This is a genomic window from Bradyrhizobium sp. WSM1417, assembly GCF_000515415.1.
Lineage (GTDB): Bacteria > Pseudomonadota > Alphaproteobacteria > Rhizobiales > Xanthobacteraceae > Bradyrhizobium.
This window is the reverse complement of the sequence record NZ_KI911783.1, coordinates 221,137-246,788: the sequence shown is the minus strand read 5'-3', so window position 1 is coordinate 246,788 and position 25,652 is coordinate 221,137. Positions and strand designations below refer to the sequence as shown.

Here is a 25,652-nt window from a genome sequence, read left to right as displayed (position 1 = left end):
GGGAGACCGGACATGAGCCTGCTTTTCACATATCTGTCGGTCGCTGCGACCTTCGTTGCCCTCGACATGATCTGGCTCAAGACCATGGTCGAGAGACTTTACCGGCCGGTGCTGGGCGACATGTTGCGCTCGCAGCCCGACCTCGCCGCCGCCGCAGTGTTCTATCTGGCCTATCCCGTCGGCCTGATCTGGTTCGCGGTGCTGCCGGCTCAGCAGGATGGCGGCGCTCTGCGTGCCTTCACGTCCGGCGTCATGCTGGGCTGCTTCACTTATGCGACCTACGATCTGACCAACCAGGCCACGCTGAGGAATTGGTCGACGGCACTCACTGTTGCGGACGTGTGCTGGGGATCCTTCCTCGCCGGTGTCAGCGCCTGGACCGGATTTCTCGTCGCTCAAAGGATGGCGCACTGATCATGGATGGGTCGCACAACGGAGCACTGCGACACGATGGCGACCGGAAGCGCGGCAGATGGTACCGATGCGCCGCTTTCCTGTTTCTGGTCCCTGCCGCGGGGATTCTGATCGGGGTCCTGAACCGTCCGGGAGCGTGGTACGCGGCGCTCAACAAGCCATCCTTCAATCCGCCGGATGCGGTGTTCGCACCGGTCTGGACGGCCCTGTTCCTGATGATCGCCGTGGCGGGTTTCCGCACCTTCGAAGCGGAGCCGCGGGGAACGACGATGAGATTATGGGGCCTGCAGATGATCCTGAATTTTGCATGGTCTCCCATCTTCTTTTCGCTTCATCGCATGGACGTGGCGCTCGGCGTCATTGTTGCGCTGTTTGCTGCGATCCTTGCCTTTGTCTGGCGTCAATGGGCGCACGATCGGCTGGCAGCGGCGCTTTTCATTCTCTATGCCGGCTGGGTGGGTTTTGCGACTTTGCTGAACATCTCGCTGCTCCGCCTCAATTAAGATCGGCGCGCATAACTGACTTCACGCGTCGAACGGACGAGCGTGGCGCCGAATCAGGGATCCGTCGCTCCATCGCACCCGTCAAAGGCCTCTCGGGTCGTCGCGATCTTGTCGGAGAGCGACGTGAATGCGATCTGGACACTCCGCTTGGCATCGTCGTCAAGCACGAGGTGCGCAAGATCGACCAGTCGATCGCCGAAGCGCTCCATGACAGCGAGCAAATGATCGGGACCTTCCGCGGGCTGGCTGGCCGCCAGACCGTCGACCTCTCTCACGATTTGCTCAAGTCTCGCAACGGAGGACACAAGCGGGTCCTGGTGTCCACGGTTGGGGAATTCGATGATTTCTGCGGCCACGCGCGGGTCCCTCGCCTGCTTCAGGCTGCAGCCGATGCGGCAAGGCAGTCCTTGCGTACCGCCAGAAGAGTTCGGTGCAGCCAGGTCTTGATGGTGCCGACCGGCACACCGAAGCGCCGTGACAAGCTCGCGCGGCTCTCACCCTCGAGATAAGCCAGCGCCACCAGCCGGCGGCGGTCTTCCGGCAAACGAGCCAGCACGCTGCGTGCGATCGGTTCGGCGCGGGCGTAGTCGAAATCGTCGCTCGCCGGCTGATCAGCAATTGTTGGAACCAGCAGCGCCTCGTCCAACTCGTAGGTCGGCAGTCTTCTGACCCGCAGATGGTCGATGGCGGTATTCCGGGCGATGGCAGACATCCAGGTCATCGCCGAAGCCCGGTCGCCGTCGAACCGACCCGCGTTGCGCCAGATCTTCAGATAGGCTTCCTGAAGAATGTCCTCGATGTCGTGGGGCGGAGTTCCGACGGCGAGCGCAGTCCTGCGCAGCCTGCTCCGCGTCAGCACATGCAGCGCTGCGAAGGCCCGTGTGTCACCCGCCGAAACGCATGCCAGCAGTTCGGGCAATGTTTCGCTCTGCGCCTGTCCTGTCAGGCTTAAGCCGGCCATGACCTGTCTCCCTTGCGTTTCCATCGAAACGCTCCGGGATCGCGTTCGGATCACCCGGCGGAAGAAGGAGGCGAGCGGATCAAAGCCGCACGAATGGCCCGATCAACCTGCCGAGCAGGCCGTTCATGCGCAGGTTGCCAGTCATTGCGACCAGGCAAACACATGGGCCCTCGTCGCCCACCACAGGTCGATGGTCGACCTCATCGTCGCCATAGTCGAAATCACCCGGACCAAACCGACCGCCCTCGTGGCTGAAGCTGCCCTCGAGCACGAGGGTCAGTTCGGTTCCGGTGTGCGTGTGTTCGAGCATGCGGCTCCCCGGCGCGGAGCGAAGCAGAAATGCCCGCGCCGTCCCCGATCCGGACAACTCGATCGGCCGCATGCTCAGACCCGGAGCGATGCGCCTGCGCTTGCCGATGCGGTAGTTTCGCAGCGCCGCCGGAACATCCTGCTCGCTGCCGCCAGCGACCTCGGCAGTCCGCGCCGCTCGTCCTTCAGGAGCCTCGTGAATGCGGGACATCACCTGCTCGAACGAATCCGATGCAACCGGCACCGGCTCGACATCTTCAAGCGCCAAGCCGCCCAGTTGCTCGATGGCTTGCACGAACCGGCCGCACCGTGCGCAACCCGCAACATGCACCCCCACCACCAATTGATGGGCTTCTTCCAACCTGCCGGCCGCAAAGTCGGCCAGAAGATCTTCCGGCGGATGATGGGTGATCGTCATGCTTCTTCGTCCAATATGTCTCTCAGGCGGTTCATCGCCAGCCTGATCCGCGACTTTACCGTTCCGAGCGGAATGCCGAGCAGGCTTGCGATTTCCGGGTGCGGCCTCTCCTCGATGAACGATAACCTCACCACCATGGATTGCTCCATCGAGAGCTGCTTGACCGCCGAATTGATCCGCGCCGCGTCCTGCACGCGGGACATGACGGCATCCGCGGGTTCGGCGGGATCCGGCGTCTCGGGAAGCTCAGAGGTGCCCCGCAGGCGGTCTGCCCGCGCTCTGCTGCGGAGAAAATCGATGCGCAAATTGCGCGCGATGGTGAATATCCATGCCGCTGCCCCGGCCGTCGCAGGATCGAACTGGCCTGCCTTCCGCCAGACGGCGATCAGGGTATTTTGAGCAATCTCCTCTGCCTCGTCCGAACTGCACCCGGCCTTCAGCATCAGTCCCTTGATGCGTGGCGCGAAATGCTCGAATAGGCGCTTGAAGGCCTCCCGGTCTCCGGCCGAGGCGACGCGTCCGATCAGATCAGCCCAATCCACCTTTGTGTTCGGCCCTTTGCTCGTGCCAGTCGACAGCCGCGCTTCAAACCTCCGGGGAAAACCAGCCTTCGCCCGAATTGGCGCATCTAAAGCTCGGATAGCAGCGATCATAGCGCCTCGACAAGCGACCTGTGGGTCTGGAAACGAACGGGGACAGGTCCTGGATCACTGCGGAATGATCGCTGCGACAGGTTCCGGGGCCGTCCGCACGCAGGTCGGGCCGACCGCACCGTCTTGCCCCCGCGATGCGGAGCGCGTCGCCAGCCCGTGTCAAGTTGCATAGTTCCTCTCCATGCAACCTGGATCAGGCGTGATATCCTGGCCTTCGGGGCGGAATTGACCGTCCCCGCATCTGGGAGGACATGGCCATGACGTTGTCATCACGCTTCGTTACGGGTCCCGCTGTCGCCATCTCATCGATTGCACTGCTACTCGGCGCCCTCGGCGGCACCGCGATGTCGCAACCGACGCCGACCACGACCGCCGCCGACACCCAGCTTCCCGGCGTCACGGTCGATGCGCCGAAGCATGTGGCGCGGCCACACCGGCCGGCGCATCACGCGACAGCTCGCAGTATCGCATCGCGCACGTCAGCCGCTTCGACGGCGTCACTGGCGCCGAACTCGGACGCCGCGAAGCTTGCCAAGCTCGCCGCCGCCACGGGCAGCTGCGTCGGCGGTTGTCAATCGAGCTTCAAGGCGGCCGACAAGCCCTGGGTTGGTTGCAACGTTTCGGGTGGCGTCTATTCGTTCACGTGCCGTAACGTCGGCAACTACAAGACCTACGACGAGTGCAAGGAAGCGGGACGCGTCACGGGTTGGCGGAGCGGCGAAACGTCGGCATATTGCAGCAGCCTTGCGTTGAAGTAGCAGCGCGGATGGCCTCTCCTCCGATTGCACGAGGCAAGCCGCAGGGGGTGTCGACGATCAGCGCGTGACTGACGACACATATCATTCCAGCCGGTCAGTCTAGCCTGTTGTCAGGTGGATCGCAGTGATCCACCTGGCAAGGGAAAGACTGATGCGCAACTACATCCTCGTGGCTCTCGCAGCGATCGCATTGGCGAACGTGGTGACACCTTCGAACGCGACGACCATCGTTCGGGACCACCGGACTCACCCCGAGGTCCGCGACCACCGCCACTAAGCGTCCTGGCTCCGTTTCGCGTCGTGGATCGTCTGCGTGTGGCGCGGATGTCCATTCGCGATTGTGAGGCTTCAGAACGAGCCACGCCCGCGCCCTCATGCTATGGCTGCCTCGCAATGACGCGAGGACACCCATGCTGCCCCTTCCCGCCGATATCTTCACCGAGCCCGAGGACGTCTCGCCCGACGGCCTCGCCAATCTCGGTCCGCTCCGCCGTCTCGCCGGCGTCTGGCAGGCCGACAAGGGTATCGACATCAATCCAAAGGCGGAGGGGCCGGAGCGGCGGACCTTCATCGAGCGCATCCGGATGGACCCCATCGATCCCCAGGCCAATGGGCCGCAGCTGCTCTATGGGCTGCGCTATCACATCCACATCAACACCCCCGAGGAAGACATCACCTTCCACGACCAGGTCGGCTACTGGTTGTGGGAGCCCGCGACCGGGTTGATCATGCAGACGCTGGCAATCCCGCGCGGGCAGGTGCTGCTGGCGTCGGGCAAGGCCGGGCCGGACGACAAGGAGATCTCCGTCACCGCCAAGCGCGGCGACACCGCCTACGGGATCTGCTCGACTGATTTTCTGGAACAAGCGTTCCGCACCGATGCTTACCGCTGCGACATCACCTTCAACGACGACGGCAGTTGGACCTATCTGATCCAGACCGAGTTGTTCGTGCGCGGCGCACCGTTCAACCATCGCGACACCAACACGCTGAAACTCGTCGCTCCGCCAAAGCTCAATCCCCTCGCGGTGATCGTGAACGATCGCGCTACGGGGAATGAGAAGGGCAATGAACCGGCAGCCTGAGCGCGGCCCGGAGATACGCATGAAGCCTTACGTCATCTGTCTGATGCATTCGAGTCTGGACGGCCGCACCCATCCGAGCCGCTGGCGCCCGAAGGGGGCAGGGACGGACTGGTTCGAGAAGATCCATGACGAGCTCGGCGGCGATGCCTGGGTGATCGGCCGCGTCACCGGCTCGGAGTTCGCCAAGGGCGAGCCCTATCCCGCGACGACGGACGCGAAATTTCCGCGCGAAAACTGGTTCGCGCGGCGCGACGCGAAAACCTATGGCGTCGTGCTCGATGCACAGGGCAAGATCGGCTGGGGCCGCTCCGATATCGGCGGCGATCCGATCGTCGTCGTGCTGACCGAGAGCGTCTCGGATTCGCATCTCGCGGGGCTCCGCGGCGAGGGCGTTTCCTATATCTTTGCCGGCAAGTCCGAGATCGACCTCGCACTGACAGTGGACATTCTCAACCGCGAGCTCGGCGTGAAGCGCCTGCTGGTGGAGGGCGGCGGCGTCGCCAACGGCGCGTTCCTGCGCGCCGGCCTGATCGACGAGTTCAATCTGGTCCTCAGTCCCGCGATCGACGGCGCCAGGGGCGCTCCCTTCGTGTTCGATTCCACGGACGCCGAGGGCGATCGGCGTGCACCGCTGAGCGCGATGACGCTGGAGAGCACGCGGGATCTCGGCGGCGGTGTCCTGCTGCTGCGCTATCTGTTCCAGAACGATCCGCAGGCTGTGGGCAAGTAGCAGCACCGAGATGTCGGCAACATCAGAGCATATCGTCATCGTCGGTGCCGGCGCGGCCGGCCTGATGGCGGCGCGCGAGCTGGCGCGCGCGGGCAAGACAGTGACGATCCTGGAGGCGCGCGAGCGCTGCGGCGGCCGCATCCATCCGCTGCCTGCTTCGGAATTCGGCTACCCCGCCGATGGTGGCGCCGAATTCGTCCACGGCGAGGCGCCGGTCACGCGCGCGCTGCTGCGGGAGGCCGGGCTATCCCTGCAGGAGATCGAAGGCGAGCGGTGGGGCTTTGACGGCGCAGACATCGTGCGCGAGGATCGCCACGATCCGCATGAGGCTGAGCTGCACGCCGTGGTTCGGGAATTGAACGACGACCTCACCGTCGCCGACTTCCTGCGCCGGCATTTTGCCGGCGATGAGCATGCGCGGCTGCGCCATGCGATCGAGCGAATGGTCGAGGGCTATGATGCGGCCGATCCCGAGCGCGCTTCGACGCTGGCGCTGCGCGAGGAATGGATGGCTGGCGGGCACTCTCCGCAGGCGCGGGTCAAGGGCGGCTATGGTGCGATGATCGAGTTCCTGACGGCCGAGTGCCGCAAGCTTGGCGTGATTTTTCGCTTCGGCTGCGTGGTGTCGGCGATCGAGGAGGAGGGCGGCGCGCTCGCCGTTCGCTGTGTCGGCCGCGGGGTACATGGCTGCGATCGCGTGATCCTCACTGTTCCGTTGCCGTTGCTGCGCGAGATCGCTCTCCCGGAGAGCGCGCGCGTGAAGGCGGCGTCTGCCGACGACATCGGCTTCGGTAACGTAGTAAAAATCCTGCTGCACTTCAGGCGGCCATGGTGGCGCGAGCGCAAGGAAGAGCTCGCGGACATGAGCTTCCTTTTGACCGACCAGGCCATCCCGGTGTGGTGGACGCAATATCCGAACCGGCATCTCGTGCTGACCGGATGGTTCGGCGGCCCGCGCACGGCAGCGTTGGCGCAGCTCGACCCGCAAGCGCTGATCGACGCCGGGCTTGATTCGCTTGCGACCGTCTTCGGCCTCTCGCGTGAGGACCTCGCGCGCGAGCTCATCGCGGCCGTTGCGACAAACTGGGCGCACGATCCCTACGCCCGCGGCGCCTATTCCTGGGCGACGCCGCGAACGCGCGAGGCGCAAACGATCCTCGCGCGCGCCGACGGGCCGGTGCTGTTCTCCGGCGAGGCGCTCTATCGCGGAGCCGACATGGGCACGGTCGAAGCGGCGCTGGCGAGCGGTCAGCAGACGGCGGGGATGATCTTGCGGGGATAGGCTGACGAGCAAAAAAAGGCCCGCATTTCGCGGGCCTTTCGTCTTACCGGCGACCGTCTTACCAGCGGCTGCCGCCGAAGCCGAACGTCACGCTGGGACCGCCGCCGCCATAATATCCGTACGGTCCGCCGCCGTAGTACCCGTGGTGCCGCGGATAATAGCCGTAGCTCCGGTAGTGCGGACGATAATAGCCGTGATGGTGGTGAGGACGCCAGTGATGGCGATGGCCGTGATGGTGGTGCCTGTGCTGCGCGCTGATATCGGTTGACTGGGCGGTTGGTGCGTTCTGTTTTGCGCTTGAATGATCGGCCGCGTTCGCCGCGGATCCGCCGACAAGCGCCGCAGCACCGACGGCCATCGCGACAAAGAGATACTTCATGTCATCACTCCAGTTTAATGTCGTGTGACAACACATGGTCAGCCCGCGCGTTCCGGCCAGTGCGGGCGTCGAAACGACGCAGTTTCAGCGCGTTCGATTCGCGCGGCTGCGTGCGTCTGTGAGATTTATTGTCGCATCACGGGCGTCGACCGCAACTCCGCCATCACTCTGCCGCGAATGACGCAATCACAGGCGGTCGCGCATCATGGGTCGCTCCGAGGTACGGCCGCAATGTCAAGACATGATTCGATGATGTCGCGAAAGGACGCCATGCCGGGGCTGATCAGTCAATCGCTCAACTCAACGTGATCCTCATGCGCGTTGCGCTTGATCCAGCGCAACTCCGGCCAGTGTCTCGCCATGCAATGTCGCCGCGACAATTCGAATTGCAGATCGAGGCAAGACATGAAGGCGTATTTCATCGGTGGCGGCGTTGGATCGCTCGCGGGCGCGGCGTTCCTGGTTCGTGACGCGCAGCTGCCGGGGCGGGACATCGTGATCTACGAGGCGCAGCCGCTGGTCGGCGGCAGCCTCGACGGCGCGCTGCTCGCGAACGGCGCTTATTCGCTGCGCGGCGGACGCATGCTCACGACCGATCACTACGAATGCACCTGGGACCTGCTGTCGAGCATTCCCTCGCTCGAACATCCCGGCCTCAGCGTGCGCGAGGAAACCGTCGCGTTCAACACCGAGAACCCTGCGCATTCGCGCGCGCGGCTGGTCGATCGCAACCGCTTCAAGCTCGATGTCTCGCATATGGGATTTTCCGGGCGCGACCGGCTCGAGTTGCTGCGGCTCACGGAGGCCTCGGAGGAGACGCTCGGCAACAGCCGCATCACCGACTGGCTGTCGCCCAAATTCTTCGAATCCAATTTCTGGTACATGTGGCAGACCACTTTCGCCTTCCAGCCCTGGCACAGCGCGGTCGAGCTGAAACGCTATCTGCATCGCTTCATGAACGAATTCCCCCGCATCGAGACGCTCGCCGGCGTCAAGCGCACCGTCTACAACCAGTATGACGCGATCGTGCGGCCGCTTGCCGACTGGCTCAAGGGGCAGGGCGTTCAGTTCGTGCGCGGCACTGCCGTCACCGACATGGCGATCGAGAGCGAGGACGGACTCTTGCGGGTGCGCCAGCTCGTACTCGACCGCGACGGCCGCACCGCCAATGTCCAGATCGAGGACGGCGATCTCGTGTTCTTTCAGAACGGCTCGATGACCGATGCCTCGAGCCTGGGCTCGATGACCGAGCCGGCTCCTCGCCTGACCAAGTCCGACAGCCGGGGTTGGGCGCTGTGGGAACAGATCGCGAAGGGGCGTCCCGAATTCGGCAAGCCGTCCGCGTTCAACGCGTCGATCCCGGAATCCTATTGGCTGTCATTCACTGTCACCTGCCGCGATCCGCGCTTCTTCGACAAGATGGAGGCGTTCTCCGGCAACAAGGCCGGCACCGGCGGCCTCGTCACGTTCAGGGACTCCAACTGGCTGATGTCGGTAGTGCTGTATCACCAGCCGCATTTCGCCGGACAGCCGAACAACGTGCAGGTGTTCTGGGGCTATGCGCTGCATCCCGATCGCGTCGGCAATTTCGTGGCCAAGCCGATGTCCGATTGCGGCGGCGCCGACATCCTGAAGGAGCTTTGCGGTCACCTGAACTTCGACCCTGGCGTCTTCGAGGATGCGATCTGCGTTCCCTGCCGCATGCCCTATATCACCAGCATGTTCATGCCGCGCACCGCGACCGACCGGCCGCTGCCGGTGCCCAGGAATTCCGTCAATCTCGCCTTCGTCAGCCAGTTCGTCGAAATCCCCGATGACGTCGTGTTCACCGTCGAATATTCGGTGCGCGCGGCCCAGATGGCGGTCTATCAGCTGATGAAGATCGATCGCCCGGTGCCGCCGGTGACGCGGCACGACAAATCGCTCGCGGTGATCTTCGCGACGCTGGAAAAGGCGTTCATGTGACGGGTGGAGCTACTTGAACGGCAGAGGGCCTCGACTCACGACCGTGCCACAGCCAGCGGCAGGCTGATATGAAAGACGGCGCCTCCCGTCGGCGCGTTCTCGGCCCAGATGCGCCCGCCATGTGCCTCGATGATCGTGCGCGTAATCGAGAGGCCGATGCCCATCCCCCGCGTCTTGGTTGTGAAAAACGGCTTGAAGATTTCGGTTACCTTTTCTGTGCGGATGCCGTCGCCGGCATCTGCGATCGAGATCATGGCCTGATTGTTCGCAAGGCTGGTTCGACCGACGATGCGTCGCCGATCCTCCGGCAGATCGGCCACCGCTTCGATGGCATTCATGACCAGGTTCAGAATAGCCTGCTGGAGCTGCACTTTGTCGGCACTTACGCGAATATCCGAGGACCATCGATCCGTCGCGAGCGAAACGTCGTAGGTCAGGGCCTGAATGGAAAGGAACCTAAACACATCGCTGACCGCCGCGTTGAGGTCGAGCTCGATCCGCTCTGTGCGGGCCCTCTTCAGAAATGAGCGCACCTGAACGACGATCTCGTTCGCGCGCTTGTCGTCTCGGCGAATGTCACCCAGTATCTCCCTGATCACGCCGAGGTCAGGTGCCTGTGTCTGCAACACCTGCTCGGCGGTCTCAGCATTGATCAGAATGGCGGCGAGCGGCTGGCTCAGCTCATGCGCGATCGTCGCAGACATCTCGCCCGCGGTCGCAAGGCGATTCATGTGGGCAAGCTCCGACATGCGCTGGCGTGCCTCGACCTCCGCCAGGAATCGCAGCCTGCGCTCGCGCAGGAGGACGGCGATCATCGTCGCCTGCACCAGCACCACGCCGACACTGATCATGACACGCCAATAATACTGCTCCCAGAAGCTCGGTTCTCGGAAACGCACCTCGCTGCCCGGAGGCAGATGGGCTTCGTCCACATTCCAGAGCTTGAGCTGTCTCCAGTCGAAGATCGGCTTCACGTTGTCCCCGGCAACGGACGGAATGTTCGACGGCGATTCGCCGCCGAGAATCCGCATTGCCAATTGGCCGGCTTCCCGTCCGATGGTTTCGGGCAGCAGCAGGAAGCCGCCGACTCCCGTCCGCCCGAGAAATGTATCGGAAGTGATGATGATCGGGCGGTTCGCGCGCTCGGCGACACGGGCAAGCGCTGCAGCCGGCAAATAGTGGGTGCCTTCGCCGTCGGAATACATCGCCGAGGTCAGGATTGCAGAGCGAGGGGGCAAGGAGCCGACCCGTTCGCGCACTTCCCGCAGCACCATGCCGGATAGATCGATAATCTCGAGATCCGGCATCGCGGCCGCGAATTCCTGCTTCCAGTGGCCATATGTCAGCGGATTTTTCCATGCATCGCCAACGAGGACGACGCCAGTCAAGTCGGGAACGACCGCGCGTGCCGCAGTCAGTATCTGCGTCGGAGACACTTTGGCAAAGATTGCGGTCGTGCCGGGCAGGAACAGCGCGCGCGTCTCGGGCAGATCGGGCACGAAGCCGTAAACCACGGGTGCGGCGGGCCAGATGTCGTGCTTGCGCCCCTGAAGGAATTTCGCCGACGCGACGCCGATCGAGACGATGACGTCGATCGACCGATGCGCGTATTTGGTCTTGAGATGACCGACCAGGCTCTCCTCGTAGTCCGGTCCCGGGAAACGGGCGAGATCGAGGCTTTCGCCGTAGATCACGGTGTGGATCTCTCCATTTTCCTTCGCAGCCGTGCGGATACCGGCAAAAATCTCCGAATAAAATGGCGAACGAAAGTCGGCGTCTTCCAGCACCAGGATCGAGCGCTGCCCCGGACCGTCGGCTGCAGGGCATTCATGTGCCAGGGTTGCGAACAGGCAGGCGATCAGGAGCCGTTTGATCGCGATGACCATCCTCATTGCTGACTCTGTGCCTGGCCTGTGTTTGCAACGGGCGCCTCCTCGATGAGGTCGCATCCGAGCATACCTGCCGGTTCCGAAGTTTCAATGAAAGGATTTGATCCGGCTGTGCCGCGCAGGCGGCGGTTCACTTGGCCCGCATGCAGAGCGAAGAAGGACCGCTACTTGAACGGATCCTGGATCGACGGCGCCGACTGCCTGATACGACGCACGCTCACGGGCGAGCCGTCGGAAACGAACAGCAGTTCGTAGCGGCGGCCTTCGCTGTCGGTGGCGGAGCAGGTGACGTCAGTCACCTTCTTGGCGGCGAAATTGCCGGTCTGGCGGCAGAGGCCGGTGGAGGTCTGCTCGGCCGGCACCGGCAGTCCGTCGACCTTGGGGCGGTCCTTGGAGTTGAGCAGCATGCGGTCGATCGGCAGCTCATAGGAGTTGTCGTCGGCGCGCTTGCCGTTCTCGCCGGAGAACGACACGACGTGATTCTCGTCGGCGGGATCGTCGACCGCGACCGTGAAATTGACCCGGCCCCTGTCGCCGTGGGCGTAGGCCACCGTCTTGCAGGCGAAGGTGCGGCCGGCGACCTTCAACGTCTTGCAGTGGCCGGACATCAGCGCCAGCAAGTCGATAAAGGCGCTCTGCTGCCCGGGTGGATTGTTGACGGGAATCGGCGCGGAAGACTCGGCAAAACAAGGGCTTGTCAAGAGGACGAACGTGGCGACGAGGGCGACAGCGAGGATGGATCGGCAGAGGCGCATCGGAAGGCTCACATGCCAGGGAACCACGGAAAAGTTCCGTCCGACAACCAGCGAACCGCAAATTGGTTGCGATCCCGTTTGCTCAGCCAAATCCGTCTGAAATACCACCGCGCCACCCCAACGGCGATTCGCCCAGATCGCCCGACCCATTCCCGGCCGGCACTTGCCGCCCGGCCGGTGTTTTTTTCGTGGCGGGGCTACCCCATCGCCGCCTGCCAGCGCGCATCGCGCAAGGATGGGCGGCGGTGCAGGCGCGCGTCGAGCAGGGCGCGGGCGCGGGCCAGCTCGCCGCTGCGCATGAGGGCAACGACAAAAGTGTCCTCGATCAACTCGCGCTGGGCGTGGCTGCCGCCGAGACGCACGACCTCGCCGAGGACCGGCGCGAGCATTTGCACGCAAGCCGCGTAATCCTCGTCCGCAAAGGCGGCCAGCGCGCGGCAGACCGCCGGCACCACGGGACCGGCCGGCAGCTTGCCGTCGGCGAGCCGCTGCTCGATCGCGGCAAGACGCGCGGCGAGCGCTTCGCGATTTTGCGTCGCAGCCGCGAACAGCGCCATGTGAATATCGGCGAAGGACAGGCTTGATTTCGGAAACAATTCTTGCGCGGTGGCATCGGCTTCGAGCCAGAGCGCTCTCGGCACGGCGTGGCCGTAAGCCGACAGGCGCCAGAGCAGTGACGCACCGTCGGTGACGAGATTGAGCGGCGGCGCTTGTGTGGCCTTCGGCTGCAGCACATCGGCATAGATCGCGAGCGCCCGCGCGGCATCGCCATGCTCCAGCGCGCCGAGCGCCTGATGCCAGCGGATGTGGCCGTGCAAAATTCCGGCGCGGTCGTAACAGGGGATCCAGTCGTCGACGAGCCGGTCGGCCGCCTCGATCGAACCGTCCTCGAACATCGCATGCAGCACGGCGTGCGCGGCATGGGCATTCTGCCGGCGCAGCTCGAAGCCGCGCTCGGTGACGCCGCGCCCGCGACTGACATTGCCGTTCTCGGTCATCGCCCAGCCGTACATGGTGAGGAACCACCAATCCTCGCCATAGTGATGCGCGACGCGCTCGCACAGCTCCTGTCGTGCGCGGTCGTGATCGGCCATGCCGGAGAACGCGTACAGGCCGAACGCGCCGAGCGGCAGCGACAGCACCAATGCATCGCGCGGCCAGGCCTCGACGTGCTTCATCGTCGCCGCGATCGCCTCGGGCAGCCGGCCCTCGATTGCGAGCGCCAGCGTCTCGACATGCGAGCGCTCGCGTTCCGTGCCGCGTTTCGCCACGAGCTCGCGCGCGAGTGCTGCCTTCTGCCGTGCCAGATCGCCTTGCTGATAGAAGGCATGCACGCGGGCGCGGGCGATCTGGGGGAGCGCAAAATCCGGATCGAGCGCAATCGCGCGCTCCAGCGTTTCCGCCGTGCCGGTCCAGCCCGCGAGCATGAGGTCGACACCCTCGCCATAAGCGGATGCCGCCTCGGGCGAAGAGGTAGATAGCGGCAGGCCGTAGCGATCTTCGAGGGCCATTCTTGTCTCCGGCTCAGGCCGTCCGCGCGCGACGTCCTTCAATCGGATAGGCCGGGTCGTTGTAGCCCGGCGTCGAGGGATGACCCGGCACGACCAGTCTGTCGATCAGCGCCTCGTCCTCGGCAGTGAAACGATAGTCGAGCGCGCCGGTGTAGCCGTCCCATTGCTCCTCGGTGCGCGGACCGGCAACGATCGAGGAGACAAAAGCGGAGTTCAGCACCCAGGCGACCGCGAACTGGCCTGCGGTGATGCCCTTTTTCTCGGCGTGGGCCTTGATCTCCTGCGCCAGCTGGAGCGATTCCGACCGCCATTCGGTCTGCATCATGCGCGTATCGTTGCGGCCTGCGCGCGTCTCCTTGTCGGGAGCCGCGTCGGGCTTGTATTTGCCGGTCAGGACGCCACGCGCGAGCGGGCTGTAGGGCACGATGCCGAGGCCGTAATAGGAGCAGGCCGGGAAGTGCTCGACTTCGGGCATGCGATTCATGGCGTTGTAATAGGGCTGGCTCACCGCGGGCCTGTCGATCCCAAGCCGGTCGCAGATGTTGCAGATTTCGGCGACGCGCCAAGCGCGGTAGTTCGAGACGCCGAAATAGCGCACCTTGCCGGCGCGGATCAGGTCGCCCATCGCGCGCACCGTCTCCTCCAGGGGCGTCGAATGGTCTTCCTTGTGCAGATAATAGATGTCGATGCGGTCGGTGCAGAGCCGCTTCAGGCTCTCATCTGCCGCTTGCAACACCCAGCGTCGCGACAGGCCGACACGGTTGGGATCCTCGCCCATGGGGTTCGCAAGTTTCGTCGCGAGCACCCAAGCGTGACGGTTGTTGCCGATCGCGCGTCCCACGACCTCTTCGGATGCGCCCTTCGAATAGGCATCGGCGGTGTCGATGAAGTTGATCCCGGCCTCGTGCGCCTTCGCGATGATCCGCTTTGAGGTGGCTTCATCGGTCGGCCCGCCGAACATCATCGTGCCCAAACAGATCGGCGACACCTTGAGGCCGCTGCGGCCGAGTTGGCGGTATTGCATGGGGCGCGTCCTTAGCTGCTTCTTCGGGCGACAGCATAACCGTCTCACTCGGTCATTGCGAGCGCAGCGAAGCAATCCAGAGATGCGTCTGCGGCGGCAGTCTGGATTGCTTCGCTGCGCTCGCAATGACGACGTTGGCGGAGATGCTTCCTACGCTCTCAACTGTCATCGCCCGGCTTGACCGGGCGATCCAGTATTCCGAGAGGGCTATAGTTCAATCGAGAAGCCGCGGTGTACTGGATTCCCCGCCTGCCCGGGGAATGACAGCGGTGGGTATCGCTCCTACCCCGGCCCCTTCAAAATCTTGAACACACCATTAGCCATCACCAAGCAGCGGCCGTCCACGCTGACCTCGGTGCTCATGAAGATCAGGCTGCGCGTCGCGCGCACCACGCGCGGGCGGGAGATCAGGATATCGCCGATCTGGCCGGCTTCGACGAAATGGGTGTCGAGCTGCACCGTCGCCATGAACTCCTTGCCGGAGACGTAGCGGGCGGTCATGCCGCAGGTACGGTCCGCGAAGGTCATCATCACGCCGCCCTGGACCATGCCGCGGCGATTGTGGTGCTTGTCCTCGGTTGCGAGTGCGAATTCGTATTGGCCGTCGACCTTGCGCTCCCACAGGGGGCCGATCAGATGCATGAAGCCCGTGGTCTCCAGAATGGTCCAGCCGTCTGCTTTCAGCCTTGCGGCTGCCTTATTGGTCATGTCGTCCATTCCTGAGCGGGTCGTGCGATCTCATTTCATCGGGGCCGGACGTGGTGTAGTCAAGCATCATGAGACCGTTCGACGATGCCACACGGCGGAATATCGCGGCCGCCTGCGCGGCCTTCACGCGGCTGCCGGAGGACGAAGCGCCGGCGGCGTTGAAGCGCGCCGCGGTGGCAGTTGCGCTGACTGCGGCCAGCGAGAGCGATGACACGGCGTTGCTGCTCACGCTACGCGCATCTCATTTGCGCGCCCATCGCGGGCAATGGGCCTTGCCCGGCGGCCGCTGCGATGCCGGCGAGACGCCGGTCGAGGCGGCGCTGCGCGAACTCGACGAGGAGCTAGGCCTCCACCTCACCAGCGCGGAGGTGCTCGGCACGCTGGATGATTATCCGACCCGCTCGGGCTATCTGATTACGCCGGTCGTGGTCTGGGCCGCCGATAGTGCCGCGATCAAACCAAACCCGGACGAGGTCGCCTCCGTCCACCGCATCGCGCTTGCGACGGTCGAGCGCTCCGACGCTTTCGATTTCGTCGTGATCCCCGAGAGCACGCGCCGTGTGATCCGCTTTCATCATCAGTCGAGCCTGATCCACGCGCCGACGGCGGCCCTGATCTACCAGTTCCGCGAGGTACTGGCGGGGCGGCACACCCGCGTCACCGAGCTGGAACAGCCGGTATTCGCCTGGAAGTGACGCGAGGGACGAAAACGAGGTAAACGACGTGTTAACGTGACGGTTACCGGATGCCTGCTAAGAGGGCAGCATGCATCAATCGATTCGAAATGCCGTGAGACTGGTTCCACTCGCGCTCGTCCTGCTCGCGCCCGTTGCGCGCGGTGGCGAATCCGACGCGCTGCCGCCGGCCGTCCGCAATGCTAATGCCCAGCTGTTGTCGCAGTTCTTTGCGCAAGGCGGCGGGTCGCCCGCCGTGCTCGAATATCGTCGCAAGCTGCAGGAGTATCAGGCGGCGCGCGCAGCCTTTGACGAGGAAGCCGGCGCCTATTGGAGTCAGATCTCCGAGAAGCGGAAAGGTCGCAACGCCAAGCGGCGCAGCGGTCAGCAGATCACGCTCGACGACTACGTGCTGGAGCACCCGCCGCTCTATAACGGGCCGAAACGGCCGGTGAATCCGGAGCCGGAGGAAACCCCGGACCGCCCGACAAAAAAGCCGATCCCCGTGGTCGCCGATCTGCTGCGTGCGGCGCAGGAACTCTACCAGTTCACGCCGCAGCGGCCGGCCAGCGAAGTCGAATTCAAGCGCGTCTATGCACGCTACGCGCTGGCCTCGGGGCTGACGCGCGAGCAGGCGGTGCGGGTCTATGCGTTCGAGACCGGCGGCACCGGCAGTTACGACGTGCAGGCGGGAATCGAGCATGGCGGCAAGCGCGCCATTTCGACCGCGATGGGCTACAACCAGCTGCTGACGACCAACAGCGTCGAGTTGCTGGCCGAGCAAGGCCATGAATTCATCCGCGCGCTTTCAGACAAGGTGGCGAGGACCTCGGGCCCGGCGCGCCAGTCGCTCGAGCACAAGCTCACTGTGCTCAAGAAAATGGTGGCGCATGCCAAATCGGTGCCCGACACCTGGTCGGAGCACGAGAAGATCGGCAACACCGCGCAGGGCTGGGCCATGCATGCCATGGTGCTCGACATCGACATCGGGCCGATGCTGCAGACCCACAAGCTGCTCACCTCGGTGCTGTTCGCACGCGCCAAGGGTTATAGCCGCCCGCTCAGCGCGGCCGAGCTCGAGATGATGAACCTCACCGGCGACGGCACCGGCCTCGACATGGTGACGATGCCGCAGGCGATGCGCGAGCAGGTGCCGACCTCGAACTTCTTCCAGCGCGGTGGCTACGAGCGCAACCCGGTCGCGATCCGCCACAACACGGTGGCGAAGCTGCTGGCGGTGACGGACACGAGGATGGACAGCAACAGCAACAATGCCGGCGCGCGGGAGCTGGCGGGCGCGTTTTAGTCCTCGGTAGCTGTCATGTCACGCGCAGGCGGGGCATCCAGTACGCCGCGGCGTCTCCGTTCAAGCACTACCATCTCTGGAATACTGGATCGTCCGCCTTCGCGGACGATGACACCGAGGGCGCGGCGGCGCTGTCGTCCGCCAGCCTCGCCCTACTGATCCGACCCGAACTTGAACTTGCCGTCGCCTTCCAGATACGGGCCGCTGCGCATGTAGAGCTGGCCGTTGTGGCCGAGGAAGAACAGCGTGCCCTTCGGCACCTTCTTGGCGCCCTTCAGGAGTTCACCGGCATTGCTGGTGCCCATCTTGTAGGAAAAGGTCTTGCCGTCCTTGTCATAGGCGTAGCCGGTGTCGGGCTTGAGCTCCCAAGGTGTTGCAGCGGTCTGCGCCAATGCGGGCGCAGCGAACACGCCGAGCACGGCCGTCACCAGAAAGATCTTTGTTGAAATTGCCATCACCCTATCCTCCCCATCGAGGCGCCCGGCTTGAACAAATCACGAACGATGCATCCGGGTCAATTTGCGAAAGCGCCGCAGCGGTTCACGTCTTGCCGAGCAGTTTGTGATTTTCCCTTCGTCCCCGCGCGACTATGTTCCGCTTTCCGTCTAGAACGCAATTCGACAAAAACATTGGGTAGGGGATGATTCGAATGAACCTCGTCATGAAAGCTTGCTGGGCCGCCGGCCTGATGCTGACGGCGCTCGCGCCGGCCGCCCGGGCCGATGATTACCAGCTCAGCCACAACCAGCGGATTTCGTGCAGCCGCGGCCTGGCCCCGGGCAAGCTGAACACCGCGACCTGCAAGTCATACACCTACCTCTTCAACACCAAGACCTCGGAATATTTCCGCTGCCAGGTCTCGCTGGCGCTGACCCGCGACAACAAGGAAGTCATCAACGTCCAGACCGACGGCGCCTGCACCAAGAAGCCGCGCATCTTCGAGACCGACGGCCATTACGATTTCGACGCCACCGAGACCGAGCCGCCGAACACCAATTCCTTCTTCGGCCCCGGCGGCTACTCGGTCTGGGCCGCCGACGTGGGCGCGCAGAAAGTCCGCGGCTGCATCATCATCTCGTCCGGCCTCGGCTCCGACATCTCCAAATGCCTGGACATGACCTTCCAGTGAGGGGCTGTCCACGCCTGGCTGCGCCACCTCGCCGCACCCGCCGAGTTCCCCAAAAATCGAGCCAGGACAGCCATTTACCGCAGTCCTGTTTTGACTTTTGGATGGGTTGACCCGCACCCCTCATCCGGCCAACTTCCCGGCCGGTTTGGGGAGTGGAAAGAACATGAAACGGACAATTTTCGGCGTGGCCACGGCTCTTGCTCTGGCGGCGTCGGCGCCTTGTGCGCAGGCGCAATCCTTCATCAACGTGCTGACCGGCGGCACCTCCGGCGTCTACTATCCGCTCGGGGTCGCGATCGGGAAGATCTACGGCGACAAGATTCCGAACGTGAAGACGCAGGTGCAGGCCACCAAGGCGTCGGTCGAGAACCTGATCCTGCTTCAGCAGGGCCGCGGCGAGATCGCGTTCACGCTGGGCGACTCGCTCAAGGCCGCCTGGGATGGCGACGAGGAAGCGGGCTTCAAGTCCAAGCTCGACAAGCTCAGGACCATCGGCGCGATCTATCCGAACTACATCCAGATCGTCGCGACCGCCGAGAGCGGCATCAAGACGCTGGCGGACCTCAAGGGCAAGAGCCTGTCGGTCGGCGCGCCGAAATCGGGCACGGAGCTGAATTCGCGCGCGATCCTGGCGGCGGCCGGCATGAGCTACAAGGATCTCGGCAAGGTCGAGTATCTGCCGTTTGCCGAATCCGTCGATCTCATGAAGAACCGCCAGCTCGCCGCGACCTTGCAATCGGCCGGCCTCGGCGTGGCCTCGCTGAAGGATCTGTCGACCTCGAGCCCGATCACGGTGGTGTCGGTGCCGAAGGAGACCGTCGACAAGATCGGCCTGCCCTTCGTCGCGGCGACCATTCCCGCCAACACCTACACCGGGCAGGATAAGGACGTGCCGACCGCGGCCGTGATCAACTATCTCGTCACCAGCTCGGCGGTGTCGGACGATCTCGCCTACCAGATGACAAAACTGATCTACGAGTCGCTGCCCGAGCTCGCCAACGCGCATGCGGCCGGCAAGGAGATCAAGCTCGAGACGGCCGCCAGCGGCAGCCCCGTTCCGCTGCACCCCGGCGCGATCCGCTATTACAAGGAAAAAGGGCTGATCAAGTAATCAGCTTTCGTTATCGGACGTCATGGCCGGGCTTGTCCCGGCCATCCACGTTCCAAGGCCAAGCGAGAAAGATCGTGGATGCCCGGGTCAAGCCCGGGCATGACGGCGCGGATGGACCGTGCCAATGCTATAAGCGCTCGACGATTGGGGATGGGTTGAAATGCTGGAGAAGGCAGAGGGCGCTCAAGAGCCCATCAAGGTCGAGTTCGACAATTTCGAGCACGGTTTTCCGGAAGGCTTCGGCCCGGGCTGGTGGGGCACGCTCGCCTACTGGATCGGCATCGCCTTCGCGACGTTCCAGCTTTATGTCGCGGCTTTCAACTATCTGCCGAGCCAGGTGGTGCGCGGCGTCCATGTCGGCTTCCTCATTCTCCTCACCTTCGGTCTGATCGGCAACTTCACCGCCAAAAGCGATTTCGGCCGCGCGATCGGCTGGCTGATCGGCGGCGCGGGCTTTCTGTGCGGGCTTTATCAATGGATCTTCTATGCGGATCTTATCGCACGTGACGGCGATCCGACGCGCCTCGATCTCGTGGTCGGCACGCTGCTCGCCGTCCTGATCTTCGAGGGCACGCGGCGGCTGATGGGCGCCGCGCTCCCGCTGATGTGCGGCGCCTGCCTCGTCTACTGGTTCTTCGGCCAGTATCTGCCGTCACCGCTCAACCATCGCGGCTATGATTTCGACCAGATCGTCACGCATCTGTCGTTCGGCACCGAAGGTTTTTACGGCGTGCCGATCTACGTCTCGGCGACCTACATCTTCCTGTTCATCCTGTTCGGCTCGTTCCTGGAGCGCGCCGGCATGATCCAGCTCTTCACCGACGTTTCCCTTGGATTATTCGGCAGGACCCGTGGCGGCCCGGCCAAGGTGGCGGTGTTCGCCTCGGGCATGATGGGCACGATCTCCGGCTCCGGCGTCGCCAACGTCGTCACCGTCGGCCAATTCACGATTCCGCTGATGATCAGGTTCGGCTATCGCCGCGCATTCGCGGCCGGCGTCGAGGCGACAGCCTCGATGGGCGGACAGATCATGCCGCCGGTGATGGGCGCGGTTGCCTTCATCATGGCGGAGACGCTCGGCGTCCAATATTCGGAGATCGTGAAAGCGGCCGCGATTCCCGCGATGCTCTATTTCGCCTCCGCCTTCTGGATGGTGCATCTGGAAGCCGGCAAGCACGGGCTCACCGGCATGAAAAAGTCGGAGACCCCGAGCGCCTGGAAGGCGCTGGTGAAGGGTTGGTACCTCGTGCTGCCGCTCGCAGCCCTCGTCTACATGCTGTTCGAAGGCTTTACGCCGCTCTACGCCGGGAGCATGGGTCTCGCGCTCACAGTGGGGCTGATCCTTGGCACCGCCATCACGACAGGCGCGTCTTCGATGGCGATCCGCTATATCTTCTGGATCGGGCTCGCTCTCGTCGTCGCCGCGCTCTCGCGCGATGGTCTCCAGATCGTGCCGGTCGCCTGCGTCGTCGTCGCGTTGATCGTGATCACTGCGTTCGTGCGCGGCGGATTTTCCGCCCTGCGCGCCTGCCGCGATGCGCTGGCCGAAAGCGCGAAATCCGCCATCACCGTCGGCATGGCCTGCGCCATCGTCGGCGTCATCATCGGCATGATGTCGCAGACCGGGGTCGGCACCATCTTCGGCGGCTGGGTGATCGGCCTCGGCGAGAAGAGCCTGTTCCTGGCGCTGATCATGACCATGCTGCTGTCGATCCTGCTCGGCACCGGCATCCCGACCATCCCGACCTACATCATCACGGCAGCGCTCGCGGCGCCTGCGCTGGCCAAACTCGGCGTGCCCTTGATCGCGAGCCACATGTTCGCGTTCTATTACGGCATCATGGCCGACCTCTCGCCGCCGGTCGCGCTGGCAGCGTTAGCCGCAGCACCGATCGCGAAGGAGAATCCGGACAAGATCGGCTGGGAGGCGATGCGCATCGCGCTCGCCGGCTACGTCATCCCCTTCATATTCGTCTATTCGCCGGCGCTGATGCTGCAGGCGGGCGATCCCATGGCGGCCAAGCTCGGCTTCTACGGCGCGGTGGCGCTGGCGACTCTCAAGGCGCTGGTGGCGATCGCGCTGTTCGGCATGGTCGCGATCGGCTTCCTGTTCGCGCGCCTGACATTCCTCGAACGTTTGGTCGCGCTCGGTGCCGCGCTGTGCCTGCTCGGAGACTTCCCGTTCAGCGACACCGCGGGCTTCCTGCTCGCTGCGGCAATCGTGCTGTGGCAGTGGCGGCGGCGTCCGCCGGCGTCGGTCGAGGCGGTGTGAGCCTCTGCTTCGTCACAGCCTCAGGCGTGAAGGCGCTGGCGCTGTCCGCATTCACGCTGGTGTGGACGCATTCGATCGCGAAGGTCGACTGGCAGGAAGACTGGCGCGTCACCCCCGCCGGGCTCGAACTGACGCAGGCACGCGTCAAGGGCACCGGCCCCGGCATGGAGCCGCCGCCCGAGGCGCGCCTGGTCGACGGCTGGTTTCAATGGAGGCCCGCGCGCGCGCCGATGCCGGAGGTCGTGCTTGGCAATTCGGGCGCGGCTGGTGAATGGCGGCTATGCCATGACGGCAAGTGCCGGACGTTGTCCGAGATTGTCGGTCATCCCATTGGTGCTAGCGTCACCACCATGAAGGTCTGCAACGATCCGGGCTACTAAAACAACAACACGGGAGAAACGCGATGGACCGGCTTAAGGGCAAGGTTGCAATGGTGGTGGGCGCCGGCTCGATCGGGCCGGGTTGGGGCAACGGCAAGGCCACCGCGGTCACCTTTGCGCGTGAGGGCGCGCAGGTGTTTTGCGTCGATCGCAACGGCGCGGCGGCCGAGGAGACCGTGAAGATCATCACGGACGAAGGCGGTAAGGCGAGCGCGTTTACGGCCGACGTCTCGCGTGCGCGCGAGGTCGAGGCGATGGTCGCGGCGTGCCTGAAGGCCTACGGCCGCATCGACGTGCTCGACAACAATGTCGGCATCGCCGAGATGGGCAGCGTTGTCGAGGTGACCGAGGAGAGCTGGGACCGCGTCTTCAGCGTCAACCTCAAGAGCGCCTATTTCGCCATGAAGCACGTCATCCCCGTGATGGTGAAGCAGGGTGGGGGCTCCATCATCAACATCTCCTCGATCGCCTCGATCCGCCACATGGGTATCTCCTACGTCACTTACGGCACCTCGAAGGCGGCGATGAACCAGATGACCCGCACCACCGCGATCGAGTTTGCGCGCCACCATGTCCGCGTCAACGCGATCCTGCCCGGCCTGATGAAGACGCCGATGGTGGAACATTCCGCAGGTCTTGCGAACAGCTATGCCAAGGGCGACGTCGAAGCGATGTGGCGCGCGCGCGATGCGCAAGTGCCGATGGGCCACATGGGCGACGCCTTCGACGTCGCCAACGCCGCGCTGTTCCTGGCCTCGGACGAAGCGAAATACGTGACGGGGATCGAGCTCGTGGTGGACGGCGGGATCACATGCAAGGCGGGGGCGTAGGCGCCCCTCCATATTCCGCCGTCGTCCTGGACAAGCGAGCGTAGCGAGTGCTGATCCAGGACCCATAACCACAGGGAGAAGTTCGGCGAAGGCTGATGGCTCCAGCTTTCTTCAACAACAGGCATTCGGGGTAATGGGTCCTGGCTTTCGCCAGGACGACATCACTGCGCCAGCGCCAGAATCCCGCCGGCAAACGAATGCCACGCCGCAGTCTCGCTGACCGGCCAGTTCAGCACCTTCACCGTCAGCATCGCGAGCGTGCCGGTGATGTAGACCGGATGCACGCGGCCCTCGGTGCGCCAGTCGCGTACCATGGCGACGACGAGCAGCAGCGAGGCGACCATCGCGGGTGCGATGGTGACGGGCACCGGCGGCGGCCCGGGCGGTCCCGGAGGCGCGAGGAAGGTGAGAAACCAGCGCGCGATCGCCGCATCGAGGATCGAGACCGCGGCGAGCAGCATCAGGCGCTTGTGAATCTCCGGCTTTCGCGTGTTCATGATCGCGAGCACGAATACACCAGCGAAGAACGCGATCCCGCTCATCGGCACGATCGAGAAGGCAATGCCTGCCTCTTTCTGGCCGAGCGCCGCGGAATGCTGCATCACATGGACGGAGGCGAGGAAGCCGAAGATCGTCATCGCGGTCGCGAGCGAAACGCCGGCGATGCCGAGCGCACGGTGATTGACCACGCGGCCTGAGGCGGCGAGCCAGGTCTGGATCACGAAATAGAGAGACCACGTGAAGAACAACAGACCGTGGAAATGAATGACGGGGCTTGCGGACAACGTCCGGTTGGCGAGCGGTACAAAATAGGTCGGTGCGAAGCCGAGAAAGGCGGTGGCCGCGCAGGCCAGTGCCATGTGGAGATAGAAATATCGTGCGGGCGACGCATCTCGCGCGCGCACACGACGGTCGTCGATCAGGGTCGTCATGAGGGATGAGTCTGGAGAGGCGGCGTTTGGTTCAAGCCCCTAGCCACCTGTGCAGGGGCACTTGTCGAGGATGGGGATTTAACCCCCCGCGCTCAATTCTGCGCGATCGAGCTCTTCCTCGATCCGATGAAACGCATCGTCGCCGATCACTTCCTTGGCGCGGAGGTCGAAGATCGACTTTCGCGCGGCCGCGATGCCACGGCGGCGCAGCGGGTCGGCGGGCAGTTCGCCGTTGGTGATGCCGCCATGGGGATCGTCGTCGGCCTGCATCAGGATGGCGCGATATTCGAGCCGCAGGATTTCCGCTTCCTCCGACGGATCGTCCTCGATCGCGTCGAGCGCCGCGCGATAGGCGACGGCGCGGGCACGCGCGACCTCGATGCCGACGGGATCGTCGTCCTTGAGGCCGAACGCCAGGATCAGCGGCCGCAACGTCAGGCCCTGAATGACCAGCGTGCCGAGCACGACCGCAAACGCCGAGAAGACGATGAAGTCACGATGCGGAAAGCTCTCTGGCAGGGCAAAGGCGGTGGCGAGCGTGACGAGGCCGCGCATGCCGCACCAGGAGATGATGAGGCCGCCCTTGGCCGAGGCGACCTGCCTCGGATCCTTGGGATGGTAGATCCCATGCGCCACCAGCGTGCGCAGCGTCGTGCGGTAGAACGTGACCCAGAGCAGCCGAACCAAGACCACGGTGAGCAGGATCCAGGCGGCGGCCAGGCAATATTCCCAGCGTACGTCCGCGTCGAGCCGTGTCCAGATCGGCCGCATCTGCATGCCGATCAGCATGAAGGCAAGCACGTTGAGCACGAACACCATCGTCTCCCACACCGCGTAGGACGGCACCCGCAGCCGCGCCGGCATACGGGCGGGTGCAGCGCGTGCCATCGTGATGGCGTACACGACGATGGTGAGGATGCCAGAGAGGCCGAGATGTTCAGCGCCGATCCAGACCATGAAGGTGGTGGCGAATTGCATGATGATCGAACTTGGAGCCTCCGTGATCCGCACGATCACCAGTGGCATGACTCTCGCGGCGAGATAGCCGGCCACGACGCTGCCGACCAGGGCCAGCGCCATGGTCGGCGCGACCTGGCTCCATGCCAGATGCTCGGTGGCAACCGCTCCGACCGCGATGCGATAGATCAACAGCGCGGTCGCGTCGTTGAGCAGGCTCTCGCCCTCAAGGACCTTGACCATGCGGTGAGGCAGCTTGACCTGGCTCAGGATCGCGACTGCGGCGGCCGCGTCCGGCGGGGCCACGATGGCGCCGAGTGCAACCGCGGCGGCCCAGGGCATGTCAGGCATCAGCCGATGCGCGACGTAGGCCACAGCGGCCGTGGTCAGGCCGACGGCGGCGACGACCAGGGTGGAGACCGGAACCCAATTGTTGCGGAGATCGCGCAGCGAGGTGTCGAAGGCGGCATCGAGCAGGACCGGTGCGACAAAAAGAGCCAGTGCCAGGTCGGGCTCCAGCGTCCAGGACGGGCTCGACGGCACAAAGGCGATCAGCGCACCCCCGATCGCGAGAAAGGTCGGATAGGGGACCTTGATCCGCCGCGCCAGCGCCGATAATCCAACGGCGCCGAGCAGAAGCACGATGATCCATTCGAATGTCGACACGTTGATCCCCGAAACCGATTTGAGCGGCGCCACAAGCTAGCACCAATCCGG

At 64.2% G+C, this 25,652-nt stretch carries 29 protein-coding genes; 16 read left to right on the top strand and 13 right to left on the bottom strand.

Translation table 11 applies throughout. From position 1 onward, the window contains the following. Positions 1–12 precede the first annotated feature (12 nt). Together BRA1417_RS0101240 and BRA1417_RS0101235 are read left to right on the top strand one after the other, a co-directional pair. Positions 13–414, top strand: coding sequence for a DUF2177 family protein (locus BRA1417_RS0101240; protein ID WP_027514248.1), 402 nt, complete (start codon positions 13–15; stop codon positions 412–414). Continuing rightward, positions 342–917 (top strand): TspO/MBR family protein, encoded by a 576-nt coding sequence (locus BRA1417_RS0101235; protein WP_371259969.1) that lies wholly within the window; start codon positions 342–344, stop codon positions 915–917. Before BRA1417_RS0101240 ends, BRA1417_RS0101235 begins: the two co-directional genes overlap by 73 nt. Positions 918–970: 53 nt before the next feature. Here the strand turns inward: BRA1417_RS0101235 and BRA1417_RS0101230 are convergent, their stop codons facing one another. The 4 genes from BRA1417_RS0101230 to BRA1417_RS0101215 form a co-directional block, all read right to left on the bottom strand. Beyond that, the gene (locus BRA1417_RS0101230) at positions 971–1,192 is read right to left on the bottom strand and encodes a hypothetical protein (RefSeq protein WP_156948515.1); all 222 of its coding nucleotides are present in this window, start codon (positions 1,190–1,192) and stop codon (positions 971–973) included. Between the two features lie 101 nt (positions 1,193–1,293). Continuing rightward, positions 1,294–1,878, bottom strand: a complete 585-nt coding sequence (locus tag BRA1417_RS0101225; RefSeq protein ID WP_027514245.1) for an RNA polymerase sigma factor — start codon at positions 1,876–1,878, stop codon at positions 1,294–1,296. Between the two features lie 79 nt (positions 1,879–1,957). Further along, positions 1,958–2,605 carry a ChrR family anti-sigma-E factor gene (locus BRA1417_RS0101220; RefSeq protein WP_027514244.1) on the bottom strand — a complete coding sequence of 216 codons (648 nt, stop codon included), beginning with the start codon at positions 2,603–2,605 and terminating at the stop codon, positions 1,958–1,960. Continuing rightward, the gene (locus BRA1417_RS0101215; protein ID WP_027514243.1) at positions 2,602–3,147 is read right to left on the bottom strand and encodes a sigma-70 family RNA polymerase sigma factor; all 546 of its coding nucleotides are present in this window, start codon (positions 3,145–3,147) and stop codon (positions 2,602–2,604) included. Before BRA1417_RS0101215 ends, BRA1417_RS0101220 begins: the two co-directional genes overlap by 4 nt. A gap of 368 nt (positions 3,148–3,515) precedes the next feature. Between BRA1417_RS0101215 and BRA1417_RS0101210 the strand changes: the two genes are divergently transcribed. The 5 genes from BRA1417_RS0101210 to BRA1417_RS0101190 all read left to right on the top strand — a co-directional run bounded on the left by BRA1417_RS0101210 (position 3,516) and on the right by BRA1417_RS0101190 (position 7,113). After that, positions 3,516–4,016 (top strand): hypothetical protein, encoded by a 501-nt coding sequence (locus tag BRA1417_RS0101210; RefSeq protein WP_027514242.1) that lies wholly within the window; start codon positions 3,516–3,518, stop codon positions 4,014–4,016. A 151-nt stretch (positions 4,017–4,167) separates the two neighbouring features. Next, positions 4,168–4,293 carry a hypothetical protein gene (locus tag BRA1417_RS45915; protein ID WP_256379133.1) on the top strand — a complete coding sequence of 42 codons (126 nt, stop codon included), beginning with the start codon at positions 4,168–4,170 and terminating at the stop codon, positions 4,291–4,293. Between the two features lie 133 nt (positions 4,294–4,426). After that, complete coding sequence (locus BRA1417_RS0101200; protein WP_027514241.1) at positions 4,427–5,101, top strand: FABP family protein; 675 nt, start codon at positions 4,427–4,429, stop codon at positions 5,099–5,101. 19 nt (positions 5,102–5,120) lie between these two features. Then, positions 5,121–5,831 (top strand): dihydrofolate reductase family protein, encoded by a 711-nt coding sequence (locus tag BRA1417_RS0101195; protein WP_027514240.1) that lies wholly within the window; start codon positions 5,121–5,123, stop codon positions 5,829–5,831. 10 nt (positions 5,832–5,841) lie between these two features. After that, positions 5,842–7,113, top strand: a complete 1,272-nt coding sequence (locus tag BRA1417_RS0101190) for an NAD(P)/FAD-dependent oxidoreductase (protein WP_027514239.1) — start codon at positions 5,842–5,844, stop codon at positions 7,111–7,113. A 58-nt stretch (positions 7,114–7,171) separates the two neighbouring features. On the opposite strand, the gene BRA1417_RS0101185 is transcribed toward BRA1417_RS0101190, so the two are convergent. After that, entirely contained in the window at positions 7,172–7,492 is a 321-nt protein-coding gene (locus tag BRA1417_RS0101185; RefSeq protein ID WP_027514238.1) for a hypothetical protein, read from the bottom strand. Positions 7,493–7,897: 405 nt separating this feature from the next. Here BRA1417_RS0101185 and BRA1417_RS0101175 point away from each other — a divergent pair, with 405 nt between their 5' ends. Next, the gene (locus BRA1417_RS0101175; protein WP_027514237.1) at positions 7,898–9,457 is read left to right on the top strand and encodes an oleate hydratase; all 1,560 of its coding nucleotides are present in this window, start codon (positions 7,898–7,900) and stop codon (positions 9,455–9,457) included. A gap of 35 nt (positions 9,458–9,492) precedes the next feature. On the opposite strand, the gene BRA1417_RS0101170 is transcribed toward BRA1417_RS0101175, so the two are convergent. After that, on the bottom strand, positions 9,493–10,956 hold the full coding sequence (locus tag BRA1417_RS0101170) for a HAMP domain-containing sensor histidine kinase (protein WP_245286130.1): 1,464 nt from the start codon (positions 10,954–10,956) through the stop codon (positions 9,493–9,495). A gap of 36 nt (positions 10,957–10,992) precedes the next feature. Here BRA1417_RS0101170 and BRA1417_RS45240 point away from each other — a divergent pair, with 36 nt between their 5' ends. Beyond that, positions 10,993–11,355, top strand: a complete 363-nt coding sequence (locus BRA1417_RS45240; RefSeq protein WP_245286129.1) for a hypothetical protein — start codon at positions 10,993–10,995, stop codon at positions 11,353–11,355. 155 nt (positions 11,356–11,510) lie between these two features. On the opposite strand, the gene BRA1417_RS0101165 is transcribed toward BRA1417_RS45240, so the two are convergent. The 4 genes from BRA1417_RS0101165 to BRA1417_RS0101150 all read right to left on the bottom strand — a co-directional run bounded on the left by BRA1417_RS0101165 (position 11,511) and on the right by BRA1417_RS0101150 (position 15,344). Then, positions 11,511–12,101 (bottom strand): hypothetical protein, encoded by a 591-nt coding sequence (locus tag BRA1417_RS0101165; protein WP_027514235.1) that lies wholly within the window; start codon positions 12,099–12,101, stop codon positions 11,511–11,513. A 197-nt stretch (positions 12,102–12,298) separates the two neighbouring features. After that, positions 12,299–13,612, bottom strand: a complete 1,314-nt coding sequence (locus BRA1417_RS0101160) for a tetratricopeptide repeat protein (RefSeq protein ID WP_027514234.1) — start codon at positions 13,610–13,612, stop codon at positions 12,299–12,301. A 13-nt stretch (positions 13,613–13,625) separates the two neighbouring features. After that, positions 13,626–14,636, bottom strand: a complete 1,011-nt coding sequence (locus tag BRA1417_RS0101155) for an aldo/keto reductase (RefSeq protein ID WP_027514233.1) — start codon at positions 14,634–14,636, stop codon at positions 13,626–13,628. Between the two features lie 282 nt (positions 14,637–14,918). Continuing rightward, positions 14,919–15,344, bottom strand: coding sequence for a PaaI family thioesterase (locus tag BRA1417_RS0101150; protein WP_027514232.1), 426 nt, complete (start codon positions 15,342–15,344; stop codon positions 14,919–14,921). 65 nt (positions 15,345–15,409) lie between these two features. Here BRA1417_RS0101150 and BRA1417_RS0101145 point away from each other — a divergent pair, with 65 nt between their 5' ends. Continuing rightward, positions 15,410–16,039, top strand: a complete 630-nt coding sequence (locus tag BRA1417_RS0101145; RefSeq protein WP_027514231.1) for a CoA pyrophosphatase — start codon at positions 15,410–15,412, stop codon at positions 16,037–16,039. Between the two features lie 70 nt (positions 16,040–16,109). After that, positions 16,110–17,324 carry a hypothetical protein gene (locus BRA1417_RS0101140; RefSeq protein ID WP_027514230.1) on the top strand — a complete coding sequence of 405 codons (1,215 nt, stop codon included), beginning with the start codon at positions 16,110–16,112 and terminating at the stop codon, positions 17,322–17,324. A gap of 152 nt (positions 17,325–17,476) precedes the next feature. Here BRA1417_RS0101140 and BRA1417_RS0101135 read toward each other — a convergent pair whose 3' ends face one another. Next, positions 17,477–17,779, bottom strand: a complete 303-nt coding sequence (locus BRA1417_RS0101135) for a hypothetical protein (protein WP_027514229.1) — start codon at positions 17,777–17,779, stop codon at positions 17,477–17,479. A gap of 194 nt (positions 17,780–17,973) precedes the next feature. Between BRA1417_RS0101135 and BRA1417_RS0101130 the strand changes: the two genes are divergently transcribed. From BRA1417_RS0101130 to BRA1417_RS0101110, 5 genes are all read left to right on the top strand, one after another. Beyond that, a complete protein-coding gene (locus tag BRA1417_RS0101130; RefSeq protein WP_027514228.1) occupies positions 17,974–18,453 on the top strand; it encodes a hypothetical protein in 480 nt (159 codons plus the stop codon). A 163-nt stretch (positions 18,454–18,616) separates the two neighbouring features. Continuing rightward, positions 18,617–19,564, top strand: a complete 948-nt coding sequence (locus tag BRA1417_RS0101125; protein WP_027514227.1) for a TAXI family TRAP transporter solute-binding subunit — start codon at positions 18,617–18,619, stop codon at positions 19,562–19,564. 160 nt (positions 19,565–19,724) lie between these two features. Then, a complete protein-coding gene (locus tag BRA1417_RS0101120; RefSeq protein WP_027514226.1) occupies positions 19,725–21,836 on the top strand; it encodes a TRAP transporter permease in 2,112 nt (703 codons plus the stop codon). Next, positions 21,833–22,216 carry a DUF1850 domain-containing protein gene (locus BRA1417_RS0101115; protein ID WP_245286128.1) on the top strand — a complete coding sequence of 128 codons (384 nt, stop codon included), beginning with the start codon at positions 21,833–21,835 and terminating at the stop codon, positions 22,214–22,216. Before BRA1417_RS0101120 ends, BRA1417_RS0101115 begins: the two co-directional genes overlap by 4 nt. 23 nt (positions 22,217–22,239) lie before the next feature. After that, the gene (locus BRA1417_RS0101110; RefSeq protein WP_027514224.1) at positions 22,240–23,046 is read left to right on the top strand and encodes an SDR family NAD(P)-dependent oxidoreductase; all 807 of its coding nucleotides are present in this window, start codon (positions 22,240–22,242) and stop codon (positions 23,044–23,046) included. 161 nt (positions 23,047–23,207) lie between these two features. On the opposite strand, the gene BRA1417_RS0101105 is transcribed toward BRA1417_RS0101110, so the two are convergent. Both BRA1417_RS0101105 and BRA1417_RS0101100 read right to left on the bottom strand, forming a co-directional pair. Next, a complete protein-coding gene (locus BRA1417_RS0101105; protein WP_027514223.1) occupies positions 23,208–23,978 on the bottom strand; it encodes a hypothetical protein in 771 nt (256 codons plus the stop codon). A gap of 78 nt (positions 23,979–24,056) precedes the next feature. Next, positions 24,057–25,634 (bottom strand): sodium:proton antiporter, encoded by a 1,578-nt coding sequence (locus BRA1417_RS0101100; protein ID WP_156948512.1) that lies wholly within the window; start codon positions 25,632–25,634, stop codon positions 24,057–24,059. Between the last annotated feature and the right edge of the window lie 18 nt (positions 25,635–25,652).